At 64.1% G+C, this 25,897-nt stretch carries 25 protein-coding genes; 19 read left to right on the forward strand and 6 right to left on the reverse strand.

Features of this window, described 5'->3' with window-relative positions; genetic code table 11:
- The 7 genes from AC1Q5P_RS06115 to AC1Q5P_RS06145 are packed head-to-tail and all read left to right on the forward strand — an operon-like array spanning window position 1 to window position 5,044.
- Window positions 1–273 carry a hypothetical protein gene (locus tag AC1Q5P_RS06115; RefSeq protein WP_492518469.1) on the forward strand — a complete coding sequence of 91 codons (273 nt, stop codon included), beginning with the start codon at window positions 1–3 and terminating at the stop codon, window positions 271–273.
- Window position 274: 1 nt separating this feature from the next.
- Window positions 275–523, forward strand: a complete 249-nt coding sequence (trbK-alt, locus tag AC1Q5P_RS06120; RefSeq protein WP_084277379.1) for a putative entry exclusion protein TrbK-alt — start codon at window positions 275–277, stop codon at window positions 521–523.
- The gene (trbL, locus tag AC1Q5P_RS06125; RefSeq protein WP_492518470.1) at window positions 520–1,839 is read left to right on the forward strand and encodes a P-type conjugative transfer protein TrbL; all 1,320 of its coding nucleotides are present in this window, start codon (window positions 520–522) and stop codon (window positions 1,837–1,839) included. Before trbK-alt ends, trbL begins: the two co-directional genes overlap by 4 nt.
- A gap of 7 nt (window positions 1,840–1,846) precedes the next feature.
- Window positions 1,847–2,530, forward strand: a complete 684-nt coding sequence (trbF, locus tag AC1Q5P_RS06130; protein WP_084277377.1) for a conjugal transfer protein TrbF — start codon at window positions 1,847–1,849, stop codon at window positions 2,528–2,530.
- Window positions 2,527–3,543 carry a P-type conjugative transfer protein TrbG gene (gene trbG / locus AC1Q5P_RS06135; protein ID WP_084277376.1) on the forward strand — a complete coding sequence of 339 codons (1,017 nt, stop codon included), beginning with the start codon at window positions 2,527–2,529 and terminating at the stop codon, window positions 3,541–3,543. Before trbF ends, trbG begins: the two co-directional genes overlap by 4 nt.
- Before the next feature lie 32 nt (window positions 3,544–3,575).
- Complete coding sequence (locus AC1Q5P_RS06140) at window positions 3,576–4,823, forward strand: TrbI/VirB10 family protein (protein ID WP_217806578.1); 1,248 nt, start codon at window positions 3,576–3,578, stop codon at window positions 4,821–4,823.
- Window positions 4,820–5,044, forward strand: coding sequence for a DUF2274 domain-containing protein (locus AC1Q5P_RS06145; protein WP_084277374.1), 225 nt, complete (start codon window positions 4,820–4,822; stop codon window positions 5,042–5,044). The genes AC1Q5P_RS06140 and AC1Q5P_RS06145 overlap by 4 nt, the downstream gene beginning before the upstream one ends.
- A gap of 365 nt (window positions 5,045–5,409) precedes the next feature.
- Here AC1Q5P_RS06145 and AC1Q5P_RS06150 read toward each other — a convergent pair.
- From AC1Q5P_RS06150 to AC1Q5P_RS06160, 3 genes are all read right to left on the reverse strand, one after another.
- A protein-coding gene (locus tag AC1Q5P_RS06150; protein WP_492518471.1) for an IS630 family transposase occupies window positions 5,410–6,349 on the reverse strand; the annotation gives its coding sequence in 2 pieces (ribosomal slippage) (window positions 5,410–6,015 and window positions 6,017–6,349; 939 coding nt in all).
- 240 nt (window positions 6,350–6,589) lie between these two features.
- A complete protein-coding gene (locus AC1Q5P_RS06155) occupies window positions 6,590–7,822 on the reverse strand; it encodes a type II toxin-antitoxin system HipA family toxin (RefSeq protein ID WP_084277373.1) in 1,233 nt (410 codons plus the stop codon).
- A complete protein-coding gene (locus tag AC1Q5P_RS06160) occupies window positions 7,822–8,199 on the reverse strand; it encodes a helix-turn-helix domain-containing protein (RefSeq protein ID WP_492518472.1) in 378 nt (125 codons plus the stop codon). Before AC1Q5P_RS06160 ends, AC1Q5P_RS06155 begins: the two co-directional genes overlap by 1 nt.
- Before the next feature lie 178 nt (window positions 8,200–8,377).
- Between AC1Q5P_RS06160 and AC1Q5P_RS06165 the strand changes: the two genes are divergently transcribed.
- Together AC1Q5P_RS06165 and AC1Q5P_RS06170 are read left to right on the forward strand one after the other, a co-directional pair.
- Window positions 8,378–8,923, forward strand: a complete 546-nt coding sequence (locus tag AC1Q5P_RS06165; RefSeq protein ID WP_254894965.1) for a DUF6088 family protein — start codon at window positions 8,378–8,380, stop codon at window positions 8,921–8,923.
- Between the two features lie 54 nt (window positions 8,924–8,977).
- The gene (locus AC1Q5P_RS06170) at window positions 8,978–9,322 is read left to right on the forward strand and encodes a hypothetical protein (protein ID WP_217806575.1); all 345 of its coding nucleotides are present in this window, start codon (window positions 8,978–8,980) and stop codon (window positions 9,320–9,322) included.
- 92 nt (window positions 9,323–9,414) lie between these two features.
- Here AC1Q5P_RS06170 and AC1Q5P_RS06175 read toward each other — a convergent pair whose 3' ends face one another.
- Genes AC1Q5P_RS06175 through AC1Q5P_RS06185 form a run of 3 tightly spaced genes read right to left on the reverse strand, consistent with a single transcriptional unit; the run spans window position 9,415 to window position 10,713 of the window.
- Window positions 9,415–9,654, reverse strand: a complete 240-nt coding sequence (locus AC1Q5P_RS06175) for a hypothetical protein (RefSeq protein WP_492518473.1) — start codon at window positions 9,652–9,654, stop codon at window positions 9,415–9,417.
- Entirely contained in the window at window positions 9,641–10,258 is a 618-nt protein-coding gene (locus AC1Q5P_RS06180; protein WP_492518474.1) for an SOS response-associated peptidase family protein, read from the reverse strand. The genes AC1Q5P_RS06175 and AC1Q5P_RS06180 overlap by 14 nt, the downstream gene beginning before the upstream one ends.
- Window positions 10,255–10,713 (reverse strand): GIY-YIG nuclease family protein, encoded by a 459-nt coding sequence (locus AC1Q5P_RS06185; RefSeq protein WP_492518475.1) that lies wholly within the window; start codon window positions 10,711–10,713, stop codon window positions 10,255–10,257. Before AC1Q5P_RS06185 ends, AC1Q5P_RS06180 begins: the two co-directional genes overlap by 4 nt.
- Window positions 10,714–10,874: 161 nt before the next feature.
- Between AC1Q5P_RS06185 and AC1Q5P_RS06190 the strand changes: the two genes are divergently transcribed.
- The 10 genes from AC1Q5P_RS06190 (at window position 10,875) to AC1Q5P_RS06235 (ending at window position 25,822) form a co-directional block, all read left to right on the forward strand.
- Window positions 10,875–11,405, forward strand: a complete 531-nt coding sequence (locus AC1Q5P_RS06190) for a hypothetical protein (RefSeq protein WP_492518476.1) — start codon at window positions 10,875–10,877, stop codon at window positions 11,403–11,405.
- Window positions 11,406–11,416: 11 nt separating this feature from the next.
- Window positions 11,417–12,766, forward strand: coding sequence for a CsgG/HfaB family protein (locus tag AC1Q5P_RS06195; RefSeq protein ID WP_492518477.1), 1,350 nt, complete (start codon window positions 11,417–11,419; stop codon window positions 12,764–12,766).
- Between the two features lie 88 nt (window positions 12,767–12,854).
- Window positions 12,855–15,953, forward strand: a complete 3,099-nt coding sequence (locus AC1Q5P_RS06200; protein ID WP_492518478.1) for a beta strand repeat-containing protein — start codon at window positions 12,855–12,857, stop codon at window positions 15,951–15,953.
- Between the two features lie 182 nt (window positions 15,954–16,135).
- The gene (locus AC1Q5P_RS06205; protein ID WP_492518479.1) at window positions 16,136–17,119 is read left to right on the forward strand and encodes an AAA family ATPase; all 984 of its coding nucleotides are present in this window, start codon (window positions 16,136–16,138) and stop codon (window positions 17,117–17,119) included.
- A 10-nt stretch (window positions 17,120–17,129) separates the two neighbouring features.
- Window positions 17,130–19,469 carry a S8 family peptidase gene (locus tag AC1Q5P_RS06210; RefSeq protein ID WP_492518480.1) on the forward strand — a complete coding sequence of 780 codons (2,340 nt, stop codon included), beginning with the start codon at window positions 17,130–17,132 and terminating at the stop codon, window positions 19,467–19,469.
- 371 nt (window positions 19,470–19,840) lie between these two features.
- Window positions 19,841–22,066: a TonB-dependent receptor gene (locus tag AC1Q5P_RS06215; protein WP_492518481.1), complete on the forward strand. Its 2,226-nt coding sequence runs from the start codon at window positions 19,841–19,843 to the stop codon at window positions 22,064–22,066.
- Window positions 22,067–22,116: 50 nt separating this feature from the next.
- On the forward strand, window positions 22,117–22,896 hold the full coding sequence (locus AC1Q5P_RS06220; RefSeq protein ID WP_492518482.1) for an acid phosphatase: 780 nt from the start codon (window positions 22,117–22,119) through the stop codon (window positions 22,894–22,896).
- Between the two features lie 48 nt (window positions 22,897–22,944).
- Complete coding sequence (locus AC1Q5P_RS06225) at window positions 22,945–23,526, forward strand: RNA polymerase sigma factor (RefSeq protein ID WP_492518483.1); 582 nt, start codon at window positions 22,945–22,947, stop codon at window positions 23,524–23,526.
- The gene (locus tag AC1Q5P_RS06230; protein ID WP_492518484.1) at window positions 23,523–24,485 is read left to right on the forward strand and encodes a FecR family protein; all 963 of its coding nucleotides are present in this window, start codon (window positions 23,523–23,525) and stop codon (window positions 24,483–24,485) included. Before AC1Q5P_RS06225 ends, AC1Q5P_RS06230 begins: the two co-directional genes overlap by 4 nt.
- Before the next feature lie 125 nt (window positions 24,486–24,610).
- On the forward strand, window positions 24,611–25,822 hold the full coding sequence (locus tag AC1Q5P_RS06235) for a TonB-dependent receptor plug domain-containing protein (RefSeq protein WP_492518485.1): 1,212 nt from the start codon (window positions 24,611–24,613) through the stop codon (window positions 25,820–25,822).
- Window positions 25,823–25,897 lie beyond the last annotated feature (75 nt).

The raw sequence follows: 25,897 nt of genomic DNA on the forward strand, positions 1-25,897 counted from the left end.
ATGCACCGGGCCGCGTCCATGGGGCTGATCGCGCTGGTCGGGGTGACCACCGGCTTCCTTGCCGCCGGGGCCGCCCATCTGCGCTACGATACCCTCGCCTGCGCCCCCGAGCATCCCGAGCCGGGCAAGGTCTATCCGCACACCACGCCCTGCGTGACCGGCGCCGCCTTCGCTGCGGAGATGGTGCGGATCGAGGCGGCGGCGGAGGCGAGGCGCAAGGCGCGCGCGCAACAGGAAGGTCCGTTCCTCGTCTGGCTCAGGGGGGGCGACTGAGATGTCGCCCGCTGCCAAAATCGCGATCGGCGGAGGGATCGGCGGGCTGATGCTCGCCGTGGCCGTGGTTTCCGCGCTGCACCGTCCGCCCGAACCTGCTGTGACGATCCTCGTTCCTGAGGACGAGGCGGCCGCGGCCCGCCAGGACGATCTCGCCCGCTGCCGGACCATCACCATGCCCGAAAGCAGCTGCGACGCGGCTTGGGAAGCCAGACGCCGCCATTTCTTCGGAAAGGACAACCGTCCGTGAACGACACCTCGGTGATCGACAGCTTCCTGTCGGTCTTCACCAGCTACATCGACAGCGGCTTCGGCCTATTGGGCGGGGAGGTCGGGTTCCTCTCTTCGACCCTGATCGCGATCGACGTGACGCTCGCCGCTCTGTTCTGGGCCTGGGGCGCCGACGAGGACGTGTTGCAGCGTCTGGTGAAGAAAGTGCTCTATATCGGCGTCTTCGCCTACATCATCGGCAACTTCTCCAACCTTGCCAATATCGTCTTCCAGAGCTTCGCCGGCCTCGGTCTCAAGGCGTCGGGCGGCGGTCTGGCGCTCGCCGATTTCCTCAAGCCCGGCACGGTCGCCGCGACCGGCCTCACCGCCGGCCAGCCTTTGCTCAACGCGACGGCGGACCTGCTCGGACCGGTCGGCCTGTTCACCAATTTCGTGCAGATCCTCGTGCTGCTGATCGCCTGGCTGATCGTCGTGCTCGCCTTTTTCGTGCTCGCCATCCAGGTCTTCATCACCATCGTCGAGTTCAAGCTGGTGACGCTGGCCGGCTTCGTGCTGGTGCCCTTCGCCTTTTTCGGGCGCACAGCCTTCATGGCCGAAAAGGTGCTCGGTCATATCATCTCCTCGGGCATCAAGCTGATGACGCTCGCCGTCATCACCGGCATCGGCACCACGCTGTTCAGCCAGTTCACCAGTGCCAATGTCGTCGTCGAGCCCGATCTCAAGCAGGTGATGGCGATCGCGCTCGCTGCGCTGACCCTGCTCGGCCTCGGCATCTTCGGCCCCGGCATCGCCAATGGTATCGTCACCGGCGGTCCCCAGCTTGGCGCCGGCGCGGCAGCCGGAACGGCATTGGCCGCAGGCGCCACGCTGGGCGGCGGTGTTGCGGGCGCCCGCCTCGCCGGTGGCGCCGCGATGGGCATGGCTGGCAGCGCCGCCACCGGCATGGCGCGCACAGCCGGTGCGGCCTCGGGCGCCTATAGCGCCGGTGCGGAAGGACGATCGGGCGCGGCGGCCGTCGGCGCAGGCCTCGCCAATGTCGGCAAGAGCACCGGCGGCGCGGCCGTTTCGCCGCTGCGCCGCGCCGCGCAAAGCCTCAAGCAAAGCTATGCCGATGGCCGGAACGCGGCGGCGGGCACCGCCGCCGGTGCGGGAGCGCAGGCTTCCGCTGCGCCGGCATCCGGCGCGGGATCAGCCTCGGCCGCGCCGCCCGCCTGGGCCGCGGCGATGAAGCGCCGACAGGCGATCACCCAGAGCGCCAATATGGCCGCTCATACCCTGAAGGGCGGCGACAGCCATGGCGGCGGCGCCGGTCCCGACCTCTCGCAAAAGGACTGATACGCACATGTTCAAGCGACCATCGATCCGTTACGGGCAAGCGCCCGAACCCGTGACCCCCTATCAGCGCGCTGCCCAGGTTTGGGACGACCGCATCGGCTCCGCGCGCGTCCAGGCGAAGAACTGGCGGCTCGCCTTTTTCGGCTGTCTTGCGCTATCGGGCAGTCTGGCCGGCGGTCTCGTCTGGCAATCGGCGCGCGGCACGATCATCCCCTGGGTGGTCGAGGTCGACAAACTCGGCGAGGCGCGCGAGGTCGCGCCCGCCACCGCCGACTATCGGCCGACCGACCCGCAGATCGCCTTCCATCTCGCCCGTTTCATTGAGAACGTCCGCTCGATCCCCGCCGACGGGATCGTGCTGCGACAGGACTGGCTGCGCGCCTATGACTTCGTGACCGACAAGGGCGCGCTGTTCCTCAACGACTATGCCCGGGCCAATGACCCCTTTGCGCAGTTGAGCAAGGTGCAGGTCTCGGTCGAGGTGTCGAGCGTCATCCGCGCCTCGAACGACAGCTTCCGCGTGGCCTGGACCGAGCGGCGCTATGTCGATGGCGCGCTTGCCGAGACCGCCCGCTGGTCGGCGATCCTGACGGTGGTCGTCCAGACCCCGCGCGATGCCCAAGCGCTCCAGAAGAACCCGCTCGGGGTCTTTGTCGCCAACCTCAACTGGTCGAAGGAACTCAACCCATGATCTGCCTGCCTCCCGCGAGGGCGCGCTCCGGTGCGCTGCTCTGCCTCCTCGTCTCCGTCTCGCTGCTGCCACTGGGCGGCATGGCGCAGGCGCGCGCCCGCAAGGTGCCGCCGCCGATGGTCGCGGCTGTGCCCGCGCCTGAACCGCGCCGGGCGGTCGACGTCGTCAGCGTGCCGACACCGCTGCCGCTTCCCGGCCAGCTCAGGCCCGTGGCGCCGGTCCGGGAAGGGCGTGAGGCGCCCGATCCGCGATCCCGCGTGACCGCCGCCAATGCGGCCGCGCGGGTGCAGCCGAGCAAGGGGGGCTATTTCAACGCCATCCAGCAATATCCCTATGCCGATGGCGCGCTCTATCAGCTCTACGCCGCGCCAGGGCAAGTCACCGACATCGCGCTGCAGGAAGGCGAGGAACTGGTGGGACCGGGGCCGGTCGCGGCCGGTGACACCGTGCGCTGGATCATCGGCGATACGGTGAGTGGTGTCGGGTCGAGCAAGCGGGTGCATATCTTGGTCAAGCCGACCCGTGCCGACATCATGACCAACCTCGTCATCAACACCGACCGGCGCACCTATCATCTCGAACTGCGCGCCACCGCCACCACTTATATGGCCTCGGTTTCCTGGACCTATCCCGCCGACCAGCTCATCGCGCTGCGGCTTGCCAATGCCGAGCGGGAGCGGACCGCGCCGGTTGCCTCCGGTATCGATGTCGAAGGGCTGAACTTTCGCTACAAGCTGTCCGGCGACCGTCCCTCCTGGCGTCCTGCCCGCGTGTTCGACGATGGCCGTCAGGTGATGATCGAATTTCCGGACGGGATCGCGACCGGCGAGATGCCGCCGCTCTTCGTTCGCGGCGCCGATGGATCCGCCGAACTCGTCAACTATCGCGTCTCGGGCCGCTACATGATCGTCGATCGGCTGTTCAGCGCGGCCGAGCTGCGCCTCGCGACCCGCAAGGGCGGGCAGCGCGTCACGATCGAGCGGCAGGACGCCAAATCGCGGAGGGCGTCATGAGCGGGCCGGAACGGGAAGAAGAGCCGGGTGATATGGCGCGGGAGGTAGCTGCCCGGCAGCCTGCCAGCGCCGCGCCGGAGCGGGCCGCCGCAGCACCCAATCCGGGCGCCTTTCGCCTGGCCGGGCCGACGCCGCGCGTGACGCGCCTGTCGCGCAAGGCTTTGGCGGCGATCGGCATGGTCGCCGGGATCGGCATTGGCGGATCGCTGCTTTATGCGCTGCGTCCGGTCCATCATGCGCCCGCCGTCAATCTCGTCAACACCGACAGCCGCAACAAGGCCGATGTCGTGACCGCCGCACCAGCGAGCTATGACAAGGTTCCGAAACTGGGGCAGCCCATGCCCGGCGATCTGGGACGGCCGATCCTGTCGGCCCAGCAGAGTGGTCAGAGCGTGCCGGTGCCACCGATGGGGCCGGCAGCGGGCCAACCCGATCCGCGTCTCGCCGCGGCCGAGCAGGCCCGCCAGCGTGTGATGCAGGAGCGGGAGTCCGCCAGGGCCAGCAAGCTGTTCCTTGGCAGTGAAGGCGCGCGCTCCGCTTCTGCTGGTGGTCAGGCTAGCGATGGTGCGCAGACGGTCCGCACGACTGCGGCGGGCGATGCCGCTGGCACGGTGTCGGCCTCGCCGACCGGTCAGGCCGCGAAACGGGCTTTCCTCCAGAATGGCGGGAATCGCGCCGTAGTCAGCAATGCGCGGATCATGGCGCCGGCCTCGGTCTTCATGGTGCAGGCAGGCAGCGTCATTCCCGCAGCCCTCATCACCGGCATCCGCTCGGATCTGCCCGGGCAGATCACCGCGCAGGTGACGCAGAATGTCTATGACAGCGCGACCGGGCGCATCCTGCTGATCCCGCAGGGGGCGCGGCTGATCGGCGCGTATGACAGCGAGGTCTCAGCTGGGCAGAACCGTGTGCTGCTGGCCTGGGATCGCCTGATCCTGCCCGGCGGCCGCTCGATCCTGCTCGACCGCCAGCCCGGCGCCGATGCCGCGGGCATGGCGGGCGCGCAGGACAAGGTGAATTATCACTGGGGCAATATGCTCAAGGCCGCGATGGTCTCGACCCTGCTCGGCGCCGGCACCCAGCTCGTGTCCCAAGGCGATGATGAACTCACCCGCGCGCTGCGCTACGGCATACAGGACACCGTTAATCAGACCGGGCGGCAGGTCGTCCAGCGCGAGATCAACGTGCCGCCGACGCTCACCGTCCGGCCGGGGTTCGCGATCCGGGTGGTGCTTACCCGCGATCTTGTGCTCGAGCCGGTTCAGGGGGCGCAGCCATGAGTCGGCTGCGCCTCGGGCCGATCGTCGAGGAGAAGCCCGTGAAGCTGACGGTCGAACTGCCGGGCGCGCTGTTCCGGCAGCTTGGCGACTATGCGCGCGTGCATGCAGCGGAGAATGGCTTGTCCGAGCCCGTGCCGCCCGAGCGGCTGATCGCGCCGATGGTGGAGCGGTTCATTATGAGTGATCGGGGGTTCGTGCGGCGGCGCAAGCCTCAGCCATAGCAATGACAGCCACAGAGCGGCACTTTTTTCTGGTATCGGCACCCCAAATGCCGGAAAAGGAATGGGCTGCGTCCGTTCCGCACGACGTCGGTGGACGACGCCGGGCAATGGCGCCAGCGCCTCGCCGCCCTCCTCGGTAGTCCCGCGCACGGCACGGCATTGCGCGCCAACCTTGCCGACGGGATGTCAACACTCCTGGCATGGATGCAGGAGCTGCTCCGTCCGCTTGTCGCGGAAGCGTCCGGCAAATGAACGCCGGCTTCGACGAAGTCCTGCGCGCTGACCGGCCCACCCGCACGGGCCTCTATGCGGAGACTGCGCAGCGGCTCGGCGCACCGCCGCAGAACGTCTAGAGTCTGATGACATTAGGTTGGGCCGTAGCCTGAGTTTTTGAGGTAGTTTGCGCACTCGTTTGGCGGGAAGGCATCGAGCAACGACCCAATGCGTTGCCATGTGGCTTCGACGGATCGCTCTGCGGCTTTGCGTAGCAGGTGCTTGAGCTTGGCGAACACCTGCTCGATCGGGTTGAGGTCCGGACTGTAGGGCGGGAGGAACAGCAGCCTCGCGCCTCTGGTCCGGATTGCCGCTCTGACGGCGGGCCGCTTGTGGCTTGAGAGGTTGTCCATGACGACGATGTCACCGGGTGCCAGCGTCGGGCAGAGCTGTTCCTCGACCCAGGCGGTAAAGCTGGCGGCATTGATCGGCTGATCGAACACGAAGGGGGCGTCGATCCGATCATGACGCAGCGCGGCGATGAATGTCATGGTTTTCCAATGACCATAAGGCACCTTGGCATGAAGCCGCTGGCCGATGGGTGCCCAGCCGCGCAAGGGGGCCATGTTGGTCTTGGCCCAGGTTTCGTCGACGAAGACGAGCCGGGCCGGATCAGGCCGGTTCTGATACTTCTTCCACTGCTCGCGCCGCCGAGCCACCTTTGGCCTCAGCTGCTCGGCGGGGAGAACGCTTTTTTTTGAAGCTCAAGCCTTCAGCATGAGCAAAGCGCCAGACCTGCACATAGTCGACCTGCACTCCGCGTTCGGCCAGTTCCGCCACCAGCCCGCGCAGGGTGAAGTCGCTTCTGCTGCGCTCCAGCAGCCAGTCGCGGTTCGGACCCGACAATATCCCGATCTTGTGCCCGCCAACCTTGCCCGGAGCCGCACTCCCTAATGCCCGATAACGCTGCGACCAGCGAACCACCGTCGCCGGTCCGATACTCAACGCAGTCGCCACCGACCGAACCGGCTCTCCCGCCAGCACCCGCGCAATCGCACGGTCCCGCAAATCCATCGAATAGGGTCTGGTCATAGCTGCTGGCCTCCAAAACCCAGCCAGCAGCTTGAATCAGAAAATCAGCCCCGTGTGAATCCCCCGCGATTCACTCAAACGTCATCCCGCTCTAGAAGAATTTCCGGGTCTGCTGGACGCTCGATGCGCTGTTCAACGGGATCGAGGACAGCCCCAGGCTGCTGTTCAAGGGTGGGACGTCGCTGTCGAAGGGCTTGCGCCATATCTGAATAATATAGACGCATTATCAGTCAAATTTGACTACATTCTCAGCGCAACCTCCGTCTCCGCGTTCACGAAGGCTGGTTCGTAATCCCGCGCCAATGCCCCTGACACGCCGACCTGACGCAGAGCCTCACGCCAGCCGTCCGATATGTGCCGGGCGGTATCGCGAATGATTTGCCTCGCTTCCTCAGTCGGGATCTCGAAGAACGCGCAGGCTTCAAGCGCGAGCGCGATCGATCGGTCATGCGCTCCGCCCTCCAGAATTGCGGTCTCAAGGTGCGGATTTCGATCCGGCGCGGGGTTCACGTCGAACACGGGCGACAATCGCCATTGGCCTGCCCCCACATAGAGGAAGCCATGGTTTTTGAGGTGATCGTCCTTGTTCGATACGAGGATAGTGAAAATCAGGCGCAGAAAAAGTTCGCGAAAATCCGCTTTGGGATCGGCGCCATGAACACGGATGAAATCGACGATCTCGGTATAGGAGCCAAGCTCCGTCCCGGTCTTCCCAAGCGCCGTGCGCGCCGAGATATAGGGGATCCGCGCGCTACCCCGCCGGTCGAACCGCTGGATCAGCGCGACCGGAAAGGGCGTGTCGGCGAGTTCCAGTCTGGCGGTGGGCGTGCGGATGCCGCAAGCCTCGGCCAGCCGAAGCGTCGCCACCTCGACGCGCTCGATCGGCTGCAGATCGTGGACCGAAGTGAATTTGGCCAGCCAGAGCGTATCGCCGTCTTGGACATTGGCCTTGGGCCGGGCGCCGCCGGAACCGCCCGCGCCCGCCAACGCCTGCATCTCTTCGGCGGAGATTTCCTTCCCCTGTTCATAGGCGCGGGCAATGGCCGTTATCGCTTTGAGCTCGACGAGGCGGGGCACGGCGTCGCCGGCCTTGCCGCGGATGATCTCTCCATCCTCGCCCTGAAATCGCAGCGCGCCCTGACGGCAGGCGTCGTCGGACAGCGTCAGATACGCAAACTCGCTCAGACCATTGCCGTAAGCGCGTTCAAGAAGCCGTCGGCCCCAGCTATCCGGCGCGGCATCGGCGAAGACGCCCGCCAGTGCATCGCGCATATTTCCCGGCTGACCCGATCTATGAAAAGGGCCGCCTTCCAGGGGGAGATCCGGCTGCACGGCGAAGGCGCGCGGGTTCTCTATCCAGGACGCATCATAGGCGAAGTTCGAGAATTGGCGCGGCCCCGCTGCTGTGAAACGCAGTTGACCAACGGGCGCACGGCTTTCGCCAAGCACGACCTGGGCAAGGAACTCCGCCATCAGAACGATGCACCGTCTGGATCGACAACGTCATCTCGGACTCGCGTCAGGTCCATCCTAGCCTTTTGCTTTCTCATCCTGGTGGCAAAAGACTTGCCTCGCTGCGGCAGGTGCTCGCTTGACAGAGCCAATCCCAGCTCATCCTTGCGGACATCGATCAGATCGGCCAGCCGCTCGACAAGCCCGAGAACGACCAGCACATCGGCAAGCGTGCCGATAGCAACCCCCGGGTCGCCCTTCTCGAGCCGCGCAATGGAACTGGGGGAGGTTCCGGCACGCACGGCAAGGTCTGCGACCGCGATACTACGCCGCAGCCTCGCATTTCGAATGTCCTGGCCAAGCCTTTCGAGGGCTGGTCTGACCTTGGGAGAGCCCATAACAAGGGTCCATATATGATGGTTTAATAGTGATTGCGTATCGTATATGATGAATTATATCAAGATCGGTGGCCGGGTAGTGCCAACGGGTGGGGCGTCTTGCGAACCTCCTCCCGCCAAGGCCTGCGCGTTCGGCGCACTCTCCTTTCTGTCCGAAATTGCGATACAAATTTCGGACATGGCCACTCCGCCCGCCGGCCTCAAATCGGTCATCCTCGACCGAACTGGCCGTGGCTTGCCCGGTACTGTCTGGACGCTTTCGGATTTCCTCGACCTCGCCGGTCGCGATTCCATCGACAAGACCCTCCATCGCCTCGCGAAATCGGGTGACCTGCGCCGGATTGACCGCAGCCTCTACGACCGGCCGCAGTTCAACAGCCTGACCCGGCAGGACAGTGCCCCGGACCCACGTGCGGTCATCGACGCCGTCGCGCGGCGTGACCAGATCCGTGTCCTGGTCGACGGAATGACTGCCGCCAACGATCCCGGCATCACCAATGCCGTACGGGCCAAGATCCTCGTGCGCGGTGACACGATGCATGCCAGCCAGGCGCCTCATTTCTACGCTCCTGGTCCTAGCTGGTTTCAGATTAGGGCTCGCGGAAGTCTGCCCCTCTTGGCTGACAGTCTCCAGCCTGAGGCCGCCCCGGCATATCGGACGCACGAAAGGCGGCCTGAATCCCAAGCTTCATGCCGACGGTTTTTGCCCTTTGACACCATATAGGGTTGGAGCTCCTATGTGTCCTCGGTCCTGGGATGGAGGACACATAGGCGAGCCATGAAAAGTCAAGACATCGTAATATTGCTCAAGCTGGTGAGTCTGAAATACGTGTTCCCCGCCAAGTCGGGCGCACCGCAACGTGGCATCGCCACCGGGTTTTCGGCGCCCATGCTCAAAGGGCAGCTCGTCAGTTCCGGGGCGGATATACACATATGGCCTCACGCGGAAGGGACGCAGCGAGGACTATCAATAACGCCATTGTTCAAATCGGTCCCCGAAGCAGCCCTCAAAGATGAGCGACTTTACGAATTCCTGGCGCTGGTCGATGCCATCAGGCTGGGCAATCAGCGTGAAACCAATCTCGCTCAGGACAGGTTCGCGCAGCGGATGGCGCACGCATGAGCATTCAAGATGAACTCCTCGACATGCTGGAGACGGTCGCCGAAGCATTGGGTGACGATCTGTGCCGGCAGATGGTGTTCGTCGGCGGATGCTCAACCGCCGTCCTCATCACCGACGAGATCACCTTGCAGGAAGTGCGGGCCACCGACGATGTCGATCTGATCGTCGGCCTGACCGGCATGGCGCAGTGGATGCAGCTTCAGAAAACCCTGAACAAAAAGGGCTTTACGGTATCGGGAGAGGATGAGGTCATCTGCCGGATTCGGCTCGGAAACCTCAACGTCGATTTCATGCCCGACGATCCCGACATTCTGGGGTTCAGTCCAGATCAAGGCGGCCCGACGCCCAGAGCTCCGGCGTCCGCTCCAGATAGAAGGCGTCGCTGTCATAGGCGGTGTCGAGCGCGTGCAGCGCCGCCCCTGCCAACCAGGCTTCCCATTGCGTTGGCGGCAGCACGATCGGCATCGTCCGGCTGACCGGCTCCGCGCGCGCATTGGCTGCGGTGAGCAGGCCGGCAAAGCCGCCTGTTGCAGGATCGGCCAGACACAGGCCTGCCCAGGCGCAGATCGGCACGTCCCAAAGTCCGAACCAGCTGCGGGTACGGTGGCCGGTTTCGCTTGCCGGATAGGCAAAATCCTCGACCGTGATCAGGCAACGCTCCAGCAGGTCCAGCCCCAGGGGCGCGCGGCTGTCGCCAGCGATCTCGCGCGCAAACAGCGTCGTTCGTGGTCGATCGCCGCGTGCTTCGCTGATCGGGTCTTGCGGCAGGCCCCAGGGCAGCGCGCGCAGATGCCGTCCCTCGGTCCCCCTCGTCACGACAATCGCCTTCTCGCCCGGCCAGATCGTCGGGAGCCAGGTGAGATCGGGATCGGGCCGGGCGCCGAACAGTGTGGCGATCTCCGAGACGGCGGCGCGGCAGCGAATCAGGTGGGTCATGGTTCGACAATTGCCTCTTCTGGTGAAGATCCGGTGTGGCGCAGGAGATGCGCGGCGCATTGCCGGCAATCGCTGCTGCCGAATCCGGCGCAGGGCGTGGTGAAGGCGCCCGATGCCAGAAGACGTTCGACGAGCGCGCATTCCGATGCGCCGGGGGCGATCATCGCCGACAGGCTATCCGCAGCCCTCGTCAGATGGTCGATATGCCAATGCAGGCGCTTGTCGCGGCGCAAATGCCGCCCGACACGGGCCCGAAGACCGCCCGGGCCATAAGCGCTGCCGGCATAGACATAAGACCCCGCCTCGAAGCGCCAGGACAGGCTGGGCCTCGGAATGTCGATGGGGTGTTCGAGCCTGAGCAGCAGGAGATAGGCGCCGCTTGTCGATGGAAGATCGGCGGGGTGTGTCCCGACTCGGATGATGTCAGGTCCGGGCGCTTCTGTGATGAGCGCCATGAATGCCAAGTCTTCGCCGTCCATCGTCCTACGCCATTGCCTGTCTTTCAACGCTGCTCTTTTACGCCCGTGACGCGCTGTTGCCTCCTCTCATTTCATGGCTCTCTTGATGGCCCCCGAAGCCCCGGCACGGTGCCGCGGCCCTTCGGGGGATGATGCTCATGATCTCTTCTGCACCAGGAGGAAGAGCCACTCTGGCGCTCTTCTCCGCGCTCGTTCTCGCCTCGCCGGCGCTTGCCAACAATTATGGCGAAAGCGCCGCTTGGCAATTTCGTACCTCGGCTGACCGCGCCAATCAGGCCGCGATCCTCGACATCATGGAGAAGCGCCGTGCGGGTGGCTATGCGAGCCCGGCCTATACGACGACCATCGAGCGCCAGTATAATTGCGAGGTCACGGCGACCGCGACCGGCAATGTGGACAGCCAGACCGCGCTCGCCCATTCGCCGACCACGACCGGCGCGACGTCGGGCGCGCAGGGCAATAGCAGTTCCAGCAGTGTCGAGGGCGCGGGAAGCGCCAGCTCAGGCCAGACCAGCAGCGGACTGGTGTCCGCCTCGGTGTCCGGCGGCACGACGGTCTCGGTCGACGGCGCCGCCTGGCAGGCCCTCAACTCTACCCAAACAAACAGCGGCGCGCAGAGCGCCAGCGTGACCGGTTCCACCGGCTGCGCTTTCGGAACGCTCAACTGATGGGCGGGGCGATGGCGGGCCGCCGGGAACTGGCCGGGAAGAGAATGGGCCGGGGGTGGCAGGGGGTGAGCTTGCGGGCGGCGGGACTGCCGCTCCTCGCTCTCGCGCTGCCCGGTTGCGCCGGTGTCAGCCAGCAGCGGATTGGGATCGGCGAGGAGCCGATCGTCGTCGGGCCGCCGGTGCGCGACAATCGCACGCCGATGGACGCGGCGCTCGCCTGTTACGCGGGCTGGCTGGGCGCGCGCGGGAGCAAACCGCTGGTCATCGCGGTCGGTGACGTGCGCGACTATACCGGCAAATATTCGGTGAGCGAAGGCAATGCGATCACCCAGGGCGGCGCGCTCATGGTCGCCTCCGCGCTTGGCAAGCTGCGCGGCTCGGTGCGGATCGCCGAGCGCTTCGATCCGGTCATCGCCGAGCGCGAACTCGCTTATGCTGATCGTCGGCAGTTGGGTGACGGCAAGGTCCATGATCTCGCCGGTCCCTCGGGCCGGCAGGTCGTGCCCTGGCTGCCCTATTTTGGCGGCAGCATCGCCGCGTCCGACTATTACATCGTCGGCGGCATCACCGAACTCAATTACGACATCCATTCGGGCGGGATCGAGACCGGCGTCAATTCGGTCGGCCCCAAGGCGCGCACCTATACCCAGAGCGTCGCGCTCGATCTGCGCATCGTCGATACCCGCTCACTGCTGGTCGTGCGCACGGTGAGCCTCACCAAGCAGTTCACCGGCTATGAGACCGGCTTCGGCATCTTCCGCTTTTTTGGCTCCAATCTCTTCGACATCAATATCGGCGCCAAGGGACAGGAACCGCTTCAGCTCGGCATTCGCACCGCGCTCGAGGAAGCCACGATGCGCCTCATCGGCGCGGTGGCCAGGGTCGATCCCGAACCCTGCATGAGTCAGGCGAGCTGGACGGCGAGCGTGCCGCCCGCTTTGCCGGTGCAAGCCGTTAGTGCCACACCGACCTTGCGGCAACGGCTCAGCACCGATGGTCCGCCGCTTAATGGGCCAGCCAGCGCTGATGATGACAGCGGGGCGGTCGATCTCCCTCTCCTGTTCGAGACCGGCATCGACAGCCTGCAGGGCGGGGCGGAAGCGGCGATCGATCGGATCGTCGCGGCGGCCAAACATGGCGGCGTCTTCGTGACGCTGCTGGCCCGTGACAGCGAAACACTCGATCCCAAGGCCCGCGCGGCGCTGACCGATCGCCGGATCGCGGCGCTGACCGCCGCGCTCGCCAGGCAGGGCATCGCTGCTGCGGCGATCGCGCCGGTCTGGCGGCCCGCCCCCACCGATCCCGCCATCCAGCGTGCCGGCGCCGGCCTGCAGCGGCTCGCGCGGCTGCGCATCGGCTGATCGTCTCCTTCCCTCGCACGAAAAGGAGGCGCCCACCCGAAACGTCCATGCCCGGTTTTCCGAACAGCTTCAGAAGAAGGATTTTCTCATGAAACAGACAGTGTTTTCCCGTTCCCGCCACCGCCTGCTGATGGGCGGCGCGGTTCTTGCCCTTGCCGGTTCCCTGGCCGTCCCCGCCTTCGCCACGCCCGATCCTGTATCGGGTGCCGATGCCAACGGCGCGCAGGTCATTGTGACCGACCAGAACAAGGACTGGTCGCCGGTCAGCGCCAATGCGACCGATCCCCTCGTCGAAGCCACCGGCGCGGTCGATGGATCGAGCGTCGCCGTCACCGGCAATGCCGTCAGCGCCACCGCCCGGGCCAATAGCGCGAGCGCCGCCCTGACGCCCGATGCACGCGATCTCGAAGCCGCGACCGGCGGCACTTGGCTTGCGACCGGAACGGACGGCACCGACGGGCAATCGCCGGCCCTGATCGCGACGCGCCAAGCGACCAATGGCGCACCCGTGTCTGCAACCACCGCCAATTCCCGCATCCGCGCGCGGCTCGGCGATCTGGTGGATAGCAGCGCTGCGGTCAGCACCAACACCCAGGAAGCCGTTGCTCTCGCCAATGATGCCGCCGATACCCTGTCGCTCACCGGCGTTGCCGTCGGCACCGGTGCGGGCGTGGTGAGCGACCAGTCGGTCGGCGGCGATGCGACTGTCTCGGCCCGCTTCAGCGGCACGGCGGCGCTCAAGGTCGGCGATGCCCCGCGCAGCGATCTCGATCTGAGCGACAATCTCCAGCGGGCCGTCGCATATGGCAACAGCGCCGCCAATGCGCTTGGCATCGACGCTGTCCAGCTCGATGTCGCGGCGAGCTATGGCACGCCCTCGATCGTGGAGGCCAATGCCAGCGATCCTTCCGTCAACGCCGCCTATGCCGTGCTGGCCGACCAACGGCTCGGCAGCGCCGTGACCGGGAACGCCAATGGCGGTTTCGCCGTCAAGGTGGGTGATACCGCCTTTGCCTCGAACGTGGCGAGCGACGGGAACAGTCTGGTCGCAGCAGGCTATGGCAACCAGTCCACCAATGGTCTCGATCTGTCGGCCGACGCGATCGCCAATGATGAATGGAACGGCGGCGCGGTCGCCAACATAACCAATGTCCAGTCAGCGGCTGCCGTTCCGGTTAAGGGCATCGCCAAGGGCGGGGCAAGCATCGCCATCGCCGACGATGCGGTCGAGGCGAGCCTGGATGCCAGCGACAATGCAGTGCTCGCGGTGGCGACCGCCAACCGCGCGGACGGCAACCTCCTGTCCGTGACGGCCAATGCCATCGATGCCGGCGAAGGCTTTGGCGGCGAGGAAGGCGGCATTGTCGTGGAAGGCCCCGAGTACATCGGGACCGCGCTGGTCGAAGGCGACGGGGCGATGAGTGTGACCGCCCCCTTCAGCGTCCAGAACGGTCAGATCAGCCAGGCCCGTGTAACGGCCAGGGCCGAGGAAGTGACAACAGCGATTGAGGTCGACGCTGGTATCATCCGCTCCAACGCGACGATCATCGGTAATAGCGCCGTGGCTCGGGCGACCGGCAACAGTGCGGCCAATGGGCTGATGCTCGACGCCAACAGCCTTGCGACCGCGGCCGACCTGAATAGCCTCCAGCTGGGCAAGGGCGTGGTCACTGCTTCTGTCGGCTCTGCCGGGGATCGTGCGGGCGCGGTCCTGTCCGCTGCTGGCGATGTGGTCGATTCCCGCCTGACCGTCTCGGACAACAGCCTCGCGGCCAACGCGACCGAGAACGAAGTCGCCAACAGCATGAGCATCACCGCCAATCGTCTGGTCAATGCGAGCGGCCATGAGAATGCGCGAGGCGGCATGCTCGATTATGGCGTGGGGGCGGCTGCGGATTATGCGCTGGCCAGTGCCCAGGAAATCCGGGGTGGCTACCGACTCCCCGTCGCGGTCAAGGCCTCGGCCTATGGGGCCTTCGATGCCGCCGCCGGCGATGGCGCGGTGCGTTCCGCCCTCAAGGTCATCGGCAACAGCCAGACCGCCTCGGCGCTCGGCAATGGCGCGGCAAACAGCCTGACCATCACCGCGACCGCGCTGGGCGGGGCCGAGGATCCGGCGCCGGGGTCAGCACTGTCCTCGATGCAGGCGGCAACTACCAGTGTCGACGCCGTCTCGGACATGCAACTCGGGGCGACCACGGCAGCGGTCGATTCGAGCCTGCTCCTGTCGGGCAACAGCAATGTGGCGCGCGCGCGCATGAACGACGCGACCAATAGCCTCGCCGTCGATGCTGTCAGCGCCGGATCGCTGAGCGGGGAGCCGGCGGCTGTGCTGGTGGATGTGGGTTATGCCTCGCAGGTTGCGGGCGATCATGTCCTCTCCAGCAACCAGGTCGCCGATGGCAGCGTCAGCGCGGCGGCCGTGACGACTGGCCAGTCGGCGGATCCGGCAGCATCGTTCGTTCGCTCCAGCTTCGAGGCGAGCGATAACGAGACGCTGGCCGAGGCGGCAGCGAACACGGCAAGCAACAGCCTTGCGCTGACCTCGGCGGTGCAGGGCGGGGCCAGCGCGGGCCTGCTCAACCAGCAGTCGAACTATGCCTCGGTCGGCGCGCAGGCGACCAGCGCCTATGGCATCGGCGCGCAGGCCTCGTCCGATGCCTCCGGCCTGGTCGATGGCAATGTGACCTCGGTCATGGCTCGCGGTAACATGGCGACCAATACGCTTGCCGTGAGCGGCGTGGCGGAAGACGGCTGCACGCCGGACCTCGCCTCGATCACCACCGGCGCGCTCAACAGCGCCATGGCCCCCGCGCTCCTGTCCAACGTCCAGGTGAACGCGGGCGGGGTGTCTGCCTATGCCGCCAGCCCGACCGTCTCTGTAAGCTATGGCAGCGCCGGGGTCAGCGACAGCCGCCTTGGCGTGACCGGCAACAGCGTCTCGGCGGCCGCTTATGGCAACAGCGCCATCAACATGGTGACGCTGGCCTCGCTCGGCTCCTTGCCGGCGTCGGGCATCAGCAGCGTCCAGGCCAACAGCGGCGCGGTGACCGCTGAGGTCACCAGCGCCGCCTATGCGGTCACGTCGCCGGCTATTTCGACGAGCCGGATCGGCATCTCGGGCAACAGCATCAGCGCATCGGCCGTCGGGAACGCGGCCACGAGCAAGGTCACGGTCTCGCGCTGATCCGCGTGGCGGCGGCGCCACAAGCCCCTGGACCGCCCGCCGCATGCGGGAAAGGCCGTCACGCTTCCCCCGGCGTGGCGGTCTTTCACTGCCCGGTTTTTTGTCCATCGGATGCAGGAAATCATGGCGGATTCGGCAGATCTGGCTATGCTGGCGACGTGAAGGAGGGTTGAGACGGATCCATGGCGCGCGGTGAACTGATGAAGAAATTGCTGGCGAGCTATGGCAAGGACGACGAGTTCCGTGCCGTTGCCGAGCAGATCATCGGTGAGGAAGAGAAGAAGAACAATCGCGTGCTCGCGCGCTCTCTTCGTCGTTCACTGGATGCCGCTCCCTCCCGTCCGGCCAAGCCCAAGGCGCTTGCGCCCCTCATTCCTTTTCCCGAAGCGGCCGGCGATTTCATCGAATTGGTCGAGCCGACGCACAACAAGCAGGACATCATCCTGTCGAGCGAGAATATCCGCATATTTCTCGACCTGATGCGTGAATTTCGCCGTGCCGACGAAATCCGCCGGCGCGGTCTGCCGGTGCGTTCCAAGCTGCTCTTCTGTGGTCCACCCGGCTGCGGCAAAACGCTTTGCGCAGAGGTCTTTGCCGCCGAACTCGGTATGCCGCTCTATATCGTCAAGCTCGATCGCCTGATCTCCTCCTATCTTGGCGAAACCGCGACCAATATCCGCAAGTTGTTCGAGTTCGCGCGCAAGCAGCCGACCGTCCTCTTTTTCGACGAGTTCGACGCCTTGGCCCGCGCCCGCGAGGACGGCGGCGAGCACAATGAATTGCGGCGCGTGGTCAACAGTCTGCTGATCTTCATCGACCGGATCCAGCCCAAAGGCTTTCTGGTCGCCGCCACCAATCTGGATCAGTCGCTCGATCCGGCGATCTGGCGGCGTTTCGATGAGGTTGTCTGGTTCGATCTTCCGGATACCCGAATGGTCGGGCGTTTCCTCACCATGAAGTTCCGCAATGTCGCTCTGGCCTTCGATCCGCAGGCGCATCTCGATCAGCTGAGCGGCTATTCCTATGCCGAGCTGGACCGCATCTGCGTTCAGGCGATCAAGGCCTCGGTCATCGACAAGCGCAAACAGGTCAGGGAGCAGGATTTCCTTCATGCCATTGCCGACGAACGTCGGCGTCGTCGCCGCACCGACCGCATGACGGCCTGACCCTCGCTGCGTGGCACGTTACGATCATCTGCAGCTTCTGCGGCTGCCCGAGCGCATGCCCCGACGCAAGAATGGCGGTGGCGGCCCGCCACCTCAGCGCAATCCGCGTGGACACAGCGAGCGTCTGGGGCAGGAACTCGAGCAGGCCGTCACGGCGCAGCGCCAACGCCGCCGACCCGACGCGGTCGACCCTTCGCTGATCCTGCGAGTGCAGATGAGCGGCCCCTTGCTGGAAGAGGAGTGGAACCGGGTCGGGCTCACCGTCCTTTCGAGCGACGAGGATCGCACCCTTGTGCTTTTCTCTTCGTCCGATGAACTGACCGAATTCCAGCGCAAGCTGAATGCCTATGGACAGGGCGTGCAGCCCGGGCGCCAGAACCCCGCCTTTTCTTCCTTCATCGCCAATGTCGAGACGATCACCGAGGTCGCGCCGCGAGATCGGATCGGCATGCGCGCGCGTGAGGCCGGGCTGGCAGCGCCCGAGGATTTCCAGGTCGGCGAGACCTATACGCTCGATATCGAACTCTGGGATCTGGGCGCGCGGGCCCTGCGTGAGCGCAAGATCGACGACATCGTCCGCTATGCCGAGGCACGCGGCGCGGAGGAACTCGACCGGCACATCGGCCCCAATCTCACCCTCGTCCGTCTTAGTTGTGACGGCGCCGTCGCGCGCACTTTGCTGTCGATCGAGGAGGTCGCGGAAATCGATCTGCCGCCCGAACCCGATCTGCTTGCCGCGCAGCATATCGACGATGCGCTTGGTGATCTGCCCGACCTGGAAGATCTGGATGAGGATGCGCCGCTCATCGGAATCATCGACAGCGGGATCAACGACCATCCGCTGATCGAGGACATCATTGTCGGGTCGATCGCCATTCCCGAAACACTCGGCACAGCCGACGATCATGGTCATGGGACGTTTGTCGGCGGCATCGCCACGTTCGGCGACCTGCGCGCCCAGCTTGGCGCAGGCGAACTCGTCCGGCGCGCCCGCCTCTGTTCGGCCAAGGTGATCGACCACACCGGCAATTTCCCCAACCGGCGCCTCACGCCCAAATTGATGCGTGAAGCAATTACCGGACTTCATGAGCAGTTCGGTTGCCGGATCTTCGTCATCTCGCTGGGGGACCGGACCAAGGTCATCGAAGGCGGCAAGGTCGGCCCCTGGGCGCAGACACTCGACGAACTGGTGCGTGAACTGGACGTGGTCATCATCGTGGCGGCCGGCAATCGTCAGCCGCGACGCGGAATGCGCGTCGAGGAAGCCGTAACCGATTATCCAGGCTACCTCCTGGAGCCTGAGAACCGCCTGTGCGAACCTGCGGGCGGCATGAACATCGTGACGGTAGGCGCGGTCGCGCATGGCAACGGCCTGAGCGCGCGGGCGGCTGACAATGTCGGAGTTCGGCCGATTACCGAAGCACTGGAGCCTGCGCCTTTCTCGCGCGCCGGTCCGGGTGTGCGCGGCGCGATCAAGCCGGACTTCACCGACGTCGGCGGGACGCTGATCTACGACGGGCCGACTGCCGCGCTGCAGGGCGGTGAGGTGCGCCCGGAAGCCGGGGTCATGTCGCTCCATTTCCGGCCGGTCGATCGATTGTTCGCGGCGCGTTCGGGCACGTCCCATGCGGCACCACTGGTGGCGTTCAAGGCCAGCCAGATCCTCGCGCGTTTCCCCGAGGCATCAGCGAACCTCGTACGCGCGCTGCTGGCGTCCAGTTCGGTAACGCCGCCTGAAGCGACGCGTCGCCTTGCACTTCTGGGCGATGCGGCCGAGCGGGCGCTCTGTGGCCATGGCCTGGTGGATGCCGAACGCGCGGCATTTTCGGACGACTCCCGCGTCATTCTCTATGCCGAGGATGACCTCGCGATCGACCATTTCGCGGTGTATCAGATCCCGATCCCCGAACTGTTCCAGACCGAACGCGGACGGCGTACCATCCGTGTCAGCCTCGCTTATGATCCGCCGGTAAGGCACAGCCGCCTCGACTATAATGGTGTGTCCATGGGGGTCCGGCTGATCAGAGGTTGCGAGCCGGATATGATCTTCGAACATTTCCGCAAGCGGACCGTCGATGAGGGGCCGTTTCCGGATATGGCGGCCCGGTACAACTGCAAGCTGCTTCCCAGTTCGACCATAAGGGAAAAGTCGAGCCTTCAGACCGCCAGCGTCAGTTTCTCCCGCAATATCCGGGGCTTTGGCGACAATTATTATCTTGTCGTACGCTGCTCCGGCGGTTGGGCTGGCGATGAGGGTCAACAGTCCTTCGCGGTGACGGTCGAGATCGCCCACGAAGCCGAACTACCGCTCTACGAGCGTCTGCGTCAGCGCGTGCGCGTGAGGGCTTGATGTCGGAGAGTTGATTGACGTGATCGATTCCAAGCAGGGCACAACACCAAAAGCAAAGGTATTGATGGGATTGAGATCGATCCCATCCTGTCGATAATCGCGTCAGTATATTGGGGTGGATGAATGTCGGCAGTCCGTGCCATCGGAGCTTGGAGTGTCTGACAATCAGCGCGGGGCTCGGGCAGCATTGAGCTTAGGCTCACTCGATCGCATTCCCCGCCAAAGACCCAATGTTCGGAGACCCCATTTATCGTGGGGGCTTTTGGCGGGCGACTATCTTTCGCCTTCGGTGCCGTGAGGGACATACAGATTTTTTCGCCTCCCCCGTCTTCGCTTTGTGGAAGCCATTTTTCGGCGGGAGAGGAAACAAAATGAAGCGACTGACATTTGCCCTGATTTCAAGCTGCGCGATCAGCGCGATGTCCAGCACGGCCTACGCGCAGGAGGCCGAAGCCGACAACGGCGGGATTCAGGAAATCATCGTGACCGCCCAGAAGCGTGCCGAGAATTTGCAGGACACGCCGATCTCGATTCTTGCGCTGAACTCCGACGCGCTGGAGAAGCAGGGCATCAATTCGATGAATGACATGTTCACCGGCGCGGTCCCGTCGCTGCGCGTGGCGCCGTTCATCGGGCGCACTTCGGCGGTATCGATCGGTATGCGCGGGCTGGTGCCGGCCGATGTCACCCAGGTCAGCCGCGATCCGACCGTCGGCATCTATATCGATGGCGTTTATCTTGGGCGCGTTTCCGGCCTTGGCATGGATCTGGCCGATGTCGAACGGATCGAAGTCCTGCGCGGGCCGCAGGGCACGCTGTTCGGACGCAACACCATCGGCGGCGCCGTCAGCGTCGTATCGCGCAAACCAACCGGCGAACTGGGCGTCGAGCTGCGGGCCGGGGTGGGGAACTTCGCGGGGCGCACCTTTGCAGGGCATCTCAACCTGCCCAGGGTCGGCGGGATCAGCGTCAAGGTGGATGGCCTCTTCGACAAGCGCGATGGCTTTGTTCGCAACCCGCTGCAAGGCGCCGAGGATTACGGCGCGGTCGAGAAATATGGCGTGAAAGCAACCGCGCTGTGGGACGTAAGCGACACCTTCTCGATCCAGTATAGCTACGATTACTCGCGCGATAATTCGACCGGCAACTATTACTACATGTTCGCGACCCAGCAGGCTCCTGCCGTCGTGCCGACCTTCATCACGTTGAACCCGTCAAGCCGCGTGGATGTCGCGCCTATTGGCCTGCCGAACTACGAAAACCCGCAGAAGGCGCAAGGGCACAATGTGATCGCCAATTTCGAGGCTTCCGACAGCCTCACCATCCGGTCGCTGACCAGTTGGCGCAAGCTGGATTCGACCCAGTGGGAACAGGATAACGGTGGCCTGATATCCTGGGGTCCGAACCGGCGTTTCGGGCGGCTTAGCTATGCCAACGTCAAGCAACACCAGTTCAGCGAAGAACTGCAACTGATCGGCGATCTTGAAAACTTCAAATATGTCGCAGGGTTCTACTACTTCGAAGAACATGGCCGCGACACGGCGACTTCATTCGCGTCGGGCACGCTGAACTCGACTGTTTCCGGCGTGAACCTGTTTCCGACACCTACGGCGGATGCCGGCGCTGCCGTGCCTGATCGCGCGTCCGAAGCCAATGTCCGTTCGACAGCTCTGTTCGGCCAGGCAACGTGGTCACCGATGGGGGATGAGGGGCTGCACCTGACGGTTGGTGCACGCTGGACCGATGACAAGAAGTCTGGCCGCCTGACCGCCCTTCGCGGCGTCGATCCGAACCTGACCTTCCGCTTCCGTTCGAAGCGCGTGGACCCATCGGCAGTCGTTTCCTATGATTTCAGCAGGGCAATCAACGGCTATGTCAAGTGGGGCCGGGCCTATCGCGCGGGCGGTGCCAACGTTCGCTCGGTCGCGCTGACACCGTTCGGCGAAGAAGAGCTGACCTCGTGGGAAGTGGGGCTGAAAAGCGACCTGCTGGATCGCCGCCTGCGCGTGAACGTCGCCGCCTACCAAAGCACCCTGAACGATCAGCAGGTTGATTTCACCAACCCGCTTTTCCCGTCGAACTCCGAAACGCGCAATGCGCCGGAAAAGCGCAAGATCAAGGGCATCGAGGCTGACGTTACAGTCGCGCCTTTCCGCGGTTTCACGGCCGCCCTGAACTATGTGTATACAGATGCGCCGAGGATACCCTTGGTCAATCCTTTCACGAACCTCGTGGAATTCACCCGGTCGGCCTACACCCCTGTCCATGCGTTTACCGTCAATCTGGACTACGATTTTCCGAAGTTCAGCTTTGGCCAGTTGCGTGCACATGTCGATTTCAATAGCGCCGGTAATTACTATTCAGCCAACACGCCCTCGATCGACAATACCAAGGCGAGCGCAACCGTGCTGACCAACGCGCGGCTGTCGCTGGGCGATATCCCCGTGGGCGGCGGCGACGTGGAACTCTCGGTATGGGGCAAGAACCTGTTCGACAACAAATACCAGTTGTTCGACGTCACGATCACTGGCCGCAACACTTATGGCATGTTCAACGAACAGCGCACATGGGGCGTCGAAGCCCGCATGAAGTTCTGATCATCAAGGGAAGTTGAAGGGAAACCGGGATGGCTGGCGGAAAAACATCGATGATCATGCCAATCGTGCTGGCGGGGCTGCTCGGTGTGGTAACACCCGGCATCCTCACGGCATCATCCGGCGTGCAGCAGAAGACGTTCAGTTTGCCAGCCGTCTCTGGCTACCTTCAAAAGGATGAAATGCCCAACAGCCTTGATATCCTCAAGGCCCCTCCGGCGGCGGGATCGGCCGCCGAAGCACGCGATCAGGAAGCCAGTGCGCAAAGCCTGCTGCTTCGCAACAGCTCGCGCTGGGATCAGGCGGTGGCCGATGCGAGGCTGGATTTCCCGAATGCGGTTCAGGCTTTCGACTGCACGATGGGGATCGAGATCAGCCCGTCTTCGACCCCGAAGCTCCACACTATGCTTCAGAAGACCCTGCTCGACTTCGGTCTTTCGACCGCCCCGACCAAACGGATGTTCCAGCGCCAGCGGCCCTTCATGGCCAACGAACAGCCGATGTGCACCCCCGAATACGACAATGTGCTGCGGCATGACGGCTCCTACCCATCCGGCCACAGCGCGGTCGGCTTCGGTTGGGGAATGCTTCTGGCCTCGGTCGCGCCGGACAGGTCTTCGGCGCTGATCCGGCGGGGCATGGAGTTCGGAGAAAGCCGCATGGTGTGCAATGTGCACTGGCTTAGCGATGTCGAAAACGGACGAGTGATGGCTGCGGCGGTGTTCTCGCGATTGTCCGCCTTGCCGAAGTTCAGGAAGGATATTGCCGACGCCGGTCGGGAATATCGTCGCGCAGTTGCGGCAAAACGATTGCCGAACCGCACATGTTCATAGACCATGCCCGCAAATGGGACGGCCCAGCCCTGTTGCAAGGGACGCGAGATGACTGCGACAGTCGATGAAGTCTGGCTCAGGCGATGGTTCATGGACCATGTTCTGCCGCTGGAGCCTTCGCTGAACCGTTTCATCGCCCGGCAATGGCCCGATCCGCATGAAGTTTCGGACATCAGGCAGGACATTTACGAAAAGATTCTCGCCAAGGCCTGCGAAGCGCAACCGGCAAACGTGAAAGCCTATCTGTTCGCAATTGCACGCAACGCTTTGGCCGACAGGTGGCGGCAGCGCCGCCCGGAACACACAGACGCGGGGATGGACGGAATCGCTGAAGAATCCCTTGGTTTCGACGAACTGACGCCCGAACGCTTCTTCGAGGCGCGTCAGGAATTGTCGCGCTTCGAAGAAGGCATGAAGGCCTTGCCGGAACGTTGCCGCGAGGTGATCAGGCTGCGAAAGGTTGAAGGCTTTTCGGCAAAGGAAGTTGCCGCGCAGATGGGCGTGGGCATAGATTCCGTGCATCATCAGACGATGTTCGGAATGCGGGCGCTGGTGGATTTCCTGCTGGGTGGTAACGGCAGGATTCAGCGCCCGACCTCGGTGGCGAAGTTCAGGAAGGCAAAACCGTGACCGGCAGCGCGGATCAGATCGAGGCACAGGCGGCGGACTTTCTGGTCCGCAGGATGGAAGGCGACTGGTCGGGTGCCGACCAGCAGGAACTCGACCTTTGGCTCACCCAGTCGATGTCGCATCGGGCTGCGTTCTGGCGGCTCGAATTCGGTGCCGCAAAGATCGACCGGCTTCTGGACGATCATCAGGCCGATTCCGATGCCCACGACTCGTCCCGCCCATCCGGGCCGCGCATCGTCTGGTGGAAGATCGCAGCCAGCGTCATCTTCGCGCTTGGCATTTTCGGCAGCTATTACGGGATCGATCGCATTTTCCCCGGCGCACAGCCGAAATCGGTGGAATATGCGACGAATTTCGGCGGAATCAGCACTGCGGTGCTGCCGGATAACTCGCAGTTGACGTTGAATTCGGCAACTGCGGTGCGGTTTGAGGAAACGCATGACCAGCGCGTGCTCTGGCTCAAGTCGGGCGAGGCCTTCTTCAACGTGGCGCACGATACGAACCGGCCTTTCGTCGTTCATTCCGGCGATCAGTCGATAACCGTTGTGGGCACCCGATTCTCGGTCGAAAAGCAAGGCGACAGGACGGTCGTGACTGTTCTGGAAGGAAAGGTTCGGACCGGTGAAGGGGACGGGATCATGCTGATCCGGGGACAGACGGCGGTTCTGAGCGCTTCATCAGCCCTTGTGACAACCGTTGCACCTGACGTTCTGGAGCGCAGGCTCAGTTGGCGAAGCGGTATGCTCGTTTTTGCCGATACGCCAATCCGCGAAGCGGCCGCAGCCTTCAACCGCTATAACGAGCGCAAGATCATCATCGCAGACGCCGGGGTCGGTGACACCAGAATCGGCGGCTCGTTCAATCTCGCCAACGAAGGCCAGTTCGTTGACATTCTCCGCTCGGCATATGGCTTCCGCGTGGATGCCGCCGGAAGCGAGATCAGAATCTCCTCTCGCTAGCGCCTGTTCCTTACTCTAGGCCTGAAGGAGTCAGCCGCCATGCTAAAAGGGCGGTCGAGGGGACAGGATCGGCGATGCCAATACGTTTGGCTCAAGCACTTGGCGGTGCGCTTCTGGCGGCGGCAATGGCGCAGCCAGCCAGCGCGCGCGAAATCGCCTTCGATATTCCCGCAGGGCGATTGGCCGATGTGCTGGACGCATATGCCCGGCTGACCACGTATCAAGTCCTGTATAAAGCCGATGACGTTGCCGGGGTGAGGAGCAAAGGCATCAAAGGGACGATGACTCCCGAACGCGCGATCGAGGTCATCCTGCGCGGCTCCGACCTCATGGCAAGGCGCTTTGGTTCGGGCACTGTTGCCATTGTCAGGACACCGGCAAAAACGAATGCGTTCGCGCGCCGCGCGCCGCGCATCGATTCCGGCACAAAATCTCCTGCATCAAACCCGTGCGGTTCGTCTGATGTGCGCGCGCGCAAGCCTGCGTCCCTGCCAGCTTGCGCAGTCGCCCACGACATCATCGTGACAGGTGACAAGCTGGAATCGTCGCTTCAACAAGCTTCCGCTTCCATCGTCGCGCTCGGCAATGAGGAACTGGATGGCTACAATATCCGGTCAATCGGAGATTTGGGAGCAGGCAACGTGCCTGCGCTGCGCGTCGTGCCCTACCTTGGCCGATCATCCGCCCTGACGGTGGGTATGCGAGGGCTGGTTCCGACCGACGCAACGCAGATCACCCGCGATCCTACCGTCGGGGTCTATTTAAACGGCGTCTATCTGGGCCGTGTCCAGGGCCTCGGCGCCTATTCGCTCGACGTAGAACGGGTGGAGATCCTGCGCGGTCCCCAAGGCACCATGTTTGGCCGAAATTCCATCGGCGGCGCAATCAACATCATCACCAGAAAGCCCACCGGCGAATTTGCCGTCGAAGCAAAGTTGGGGGTCAGCAGCTTTTCCGGCCGGGAAGCTTCGATACGCGTGGAACTGCCAAGTCGGCACAACATCAGCACAAGCCTCACCGCGTCGGTCGACAAAAACGACGGCTGGGTCGTCAATCCGTTGCCCGGTCAGGCAAACTGGCATCGCACCGATCGCAAGGCCGTGCGGGCGACGGTGTTGTGGCAGCCATCGCCGGGCGTCGAACTTCAGTATGACTGGGACAAGTCGCTCGATGGCAGCACCGCCGGCTATTCGTCGCTGATGTCGCTCGATGCGGCGGACCTGCCGATCGCACCGCTCTTTTCCGTCGAGGGCAAACGAGTCAGGCGCGCGCGCGGCGGTTTCATCCTGAACCCAAGCAAGGGCACGGTAACAGGCCATACGCTGCGCGGATCTTAGTGCCTGATTCAGAAGTTTCTCAATTCCAGCAATATCTTGCGGTTCGGCGCGTGAGCATTCGGATTGAAGCTATGA

It is taken from the genome of Novosphingobium sp. GW835-FHT14H07 (assembly GCF_058793515.1).

What these genes read in the sequence shown, in the direction of transcription:
- AC1Q5P_RS06115 (WP_492518469.1), top strand. Translation starts at nt 1, where the DNA reads ATGCACCGGGCCGCGTCCATGGGGCTGATCGCGCTGGTCGGGGTGACC.
- trbK-alt (WP_084277379.1), top strand. Translation starts at nt 275, where the DNA reads ATGTCGCCCGCTGCCAAAATCGCGATCGGCGGAGGGATCGGCGGGCTG.
- AC1Q5P_RS06160 (WP_492518472.1), bottom strand. Translation starts at nt 8,199, where the DNA reads ATGGGCTCTCCCAAGGTCAGACCAGCCCTCGAAAGGCTTGGCCAGGAC.
- AC1Q5P_RS06205 (WP_492518479.1), top strand. Translation starts at nt 16,136, where the DNA reads ATGGCGCGCGGTGAACTGATGAAGAAATTGCTGGCGAGCTATGGCAAG.
- AC1Q5P_RS06195 (WP_492518477.1), top strand. Translation starts at nt 11,417, where the DNA reads ATGGCGGGCCGCCGGGAACTGGCCGGGAAGAGAATGGGCCGGGGGTGG.
- AC1Q5P_RS06170 (WP_217806575.1), top strand. Translation starts at nt 8,978, where the DNA reads ATGAAAAGTCAAGACATCGTAATATTGCTCAAGCTGGTGAGTCTGAAA.
- AC1Q5P_RS06200 (WP_492518478.1), top strand. Translation starts at nt 12,855, where the DNA reads ATGAAACAGACAGTGTTTTCCCGTTCCCGCCACCGCCTGCTGATGGGC.
- AC1Q5P_RS06225 (WP_492518483.1), top strand. Translation starts at nt 22,945, where the DNA reads ATGACTGCGACAGTCGATGAAGTCTGGCTCAGGCGATGGTTCATGGAC.
- AC1Q5P_RS06155 (WP_084277373.1), bottom strand. Translation starts at nt 7,822, where the DNA reads ATGGCGGAGTTCCTTGCCCAGGTCGTGCTTGGCGAAAGCCGTGCGCCC.
- AC1Q5P_RS06180 (WP_492518474.1), bottom strand. Translation starts at nt 10,258, where the DNA reads ATGACCCACCTGATTCGCTGCCGCGCCGCCGTCTCGGAGATCGCCACA.
- AC1Q5P_RS06185 (WP_492518475.1), bottom strand. Translation starts at nt 10,713, where the DNA reads ATGGCGCTCATCACAGAAGCGCCCGGACCTGACATCATCCGAGTCGGG.
- trbG (WP_084277376.1), top strand. Translation starts at nt 2,527, where the DNA reads ATGATCTGCCTGCCTCCCGCGAGGGCGCGCTCCGGTGCGCTGCTCTGC.
- AC1Q5P_RS06145 (WP_084277374.1), top strand. Translation starts at nt 4,820, where the DNA reads ATGAGTCGGCTGCGCCTCGGGCCGATCGTCGAGGAGAAGCCCGTGAAG.
- AC1Q5P_RS06235 (WP_492518485.1), top strand. Translation starts at nt 24,611, where the DNA reads ATGGCGCAGCCAGCCAGCGCGCGCGAAATCGCCTTCGATATTCCCGCA.
- AC1Q5P_RS06215 (WP_492518481.1), top strand. Translation starts at nt 19,841, where the DNA reads ATGAAGCGACTGACATTTGCCCTGATTTCAAGCTGCGCGATCAGCGCG.
- AC1Q5P_RS06140 (WP_217806578.1), top strand. Translation starts at nt 3,576, where the DNA reads ATGGCGCGGGAGGTAGCTGCCCGGCAGCCTGCCAGCGCCGCGCCGGAG.
- trbF (WP_084277377.1), top strand. Translation starts at nt 1,847, where the DNA reads ATGTTCAAGCGACCATCGATCCGTTACGGGCAAGCGCCCGAACCCGTG.
- AC1Q5P_RS06220 (WP_492518482.1), top strand. Translation starts at nt 22,117, where the DNA reads ATGATCATGCCAATCGTGCTGGCGGGGCTGCTCGGTGTGGTAACACCC.
- AC1Q5P_RS06190 (WP_492518476.1), top strand. Translation starts at nt 10,875, where the DNA reads ATGATCTCTTCTGCACCAGGAGGAAGAGCCACTCTGGCGCTCTTCTCC.
- AC1Q5P_RS06165 (WP_254894965.1), top strand. Translation starts at nt 8,378, where the DNA reads ATGGCCACTCCGCCCGCCGGCCTCAAATCGGTCATCCTCGACCGAACT.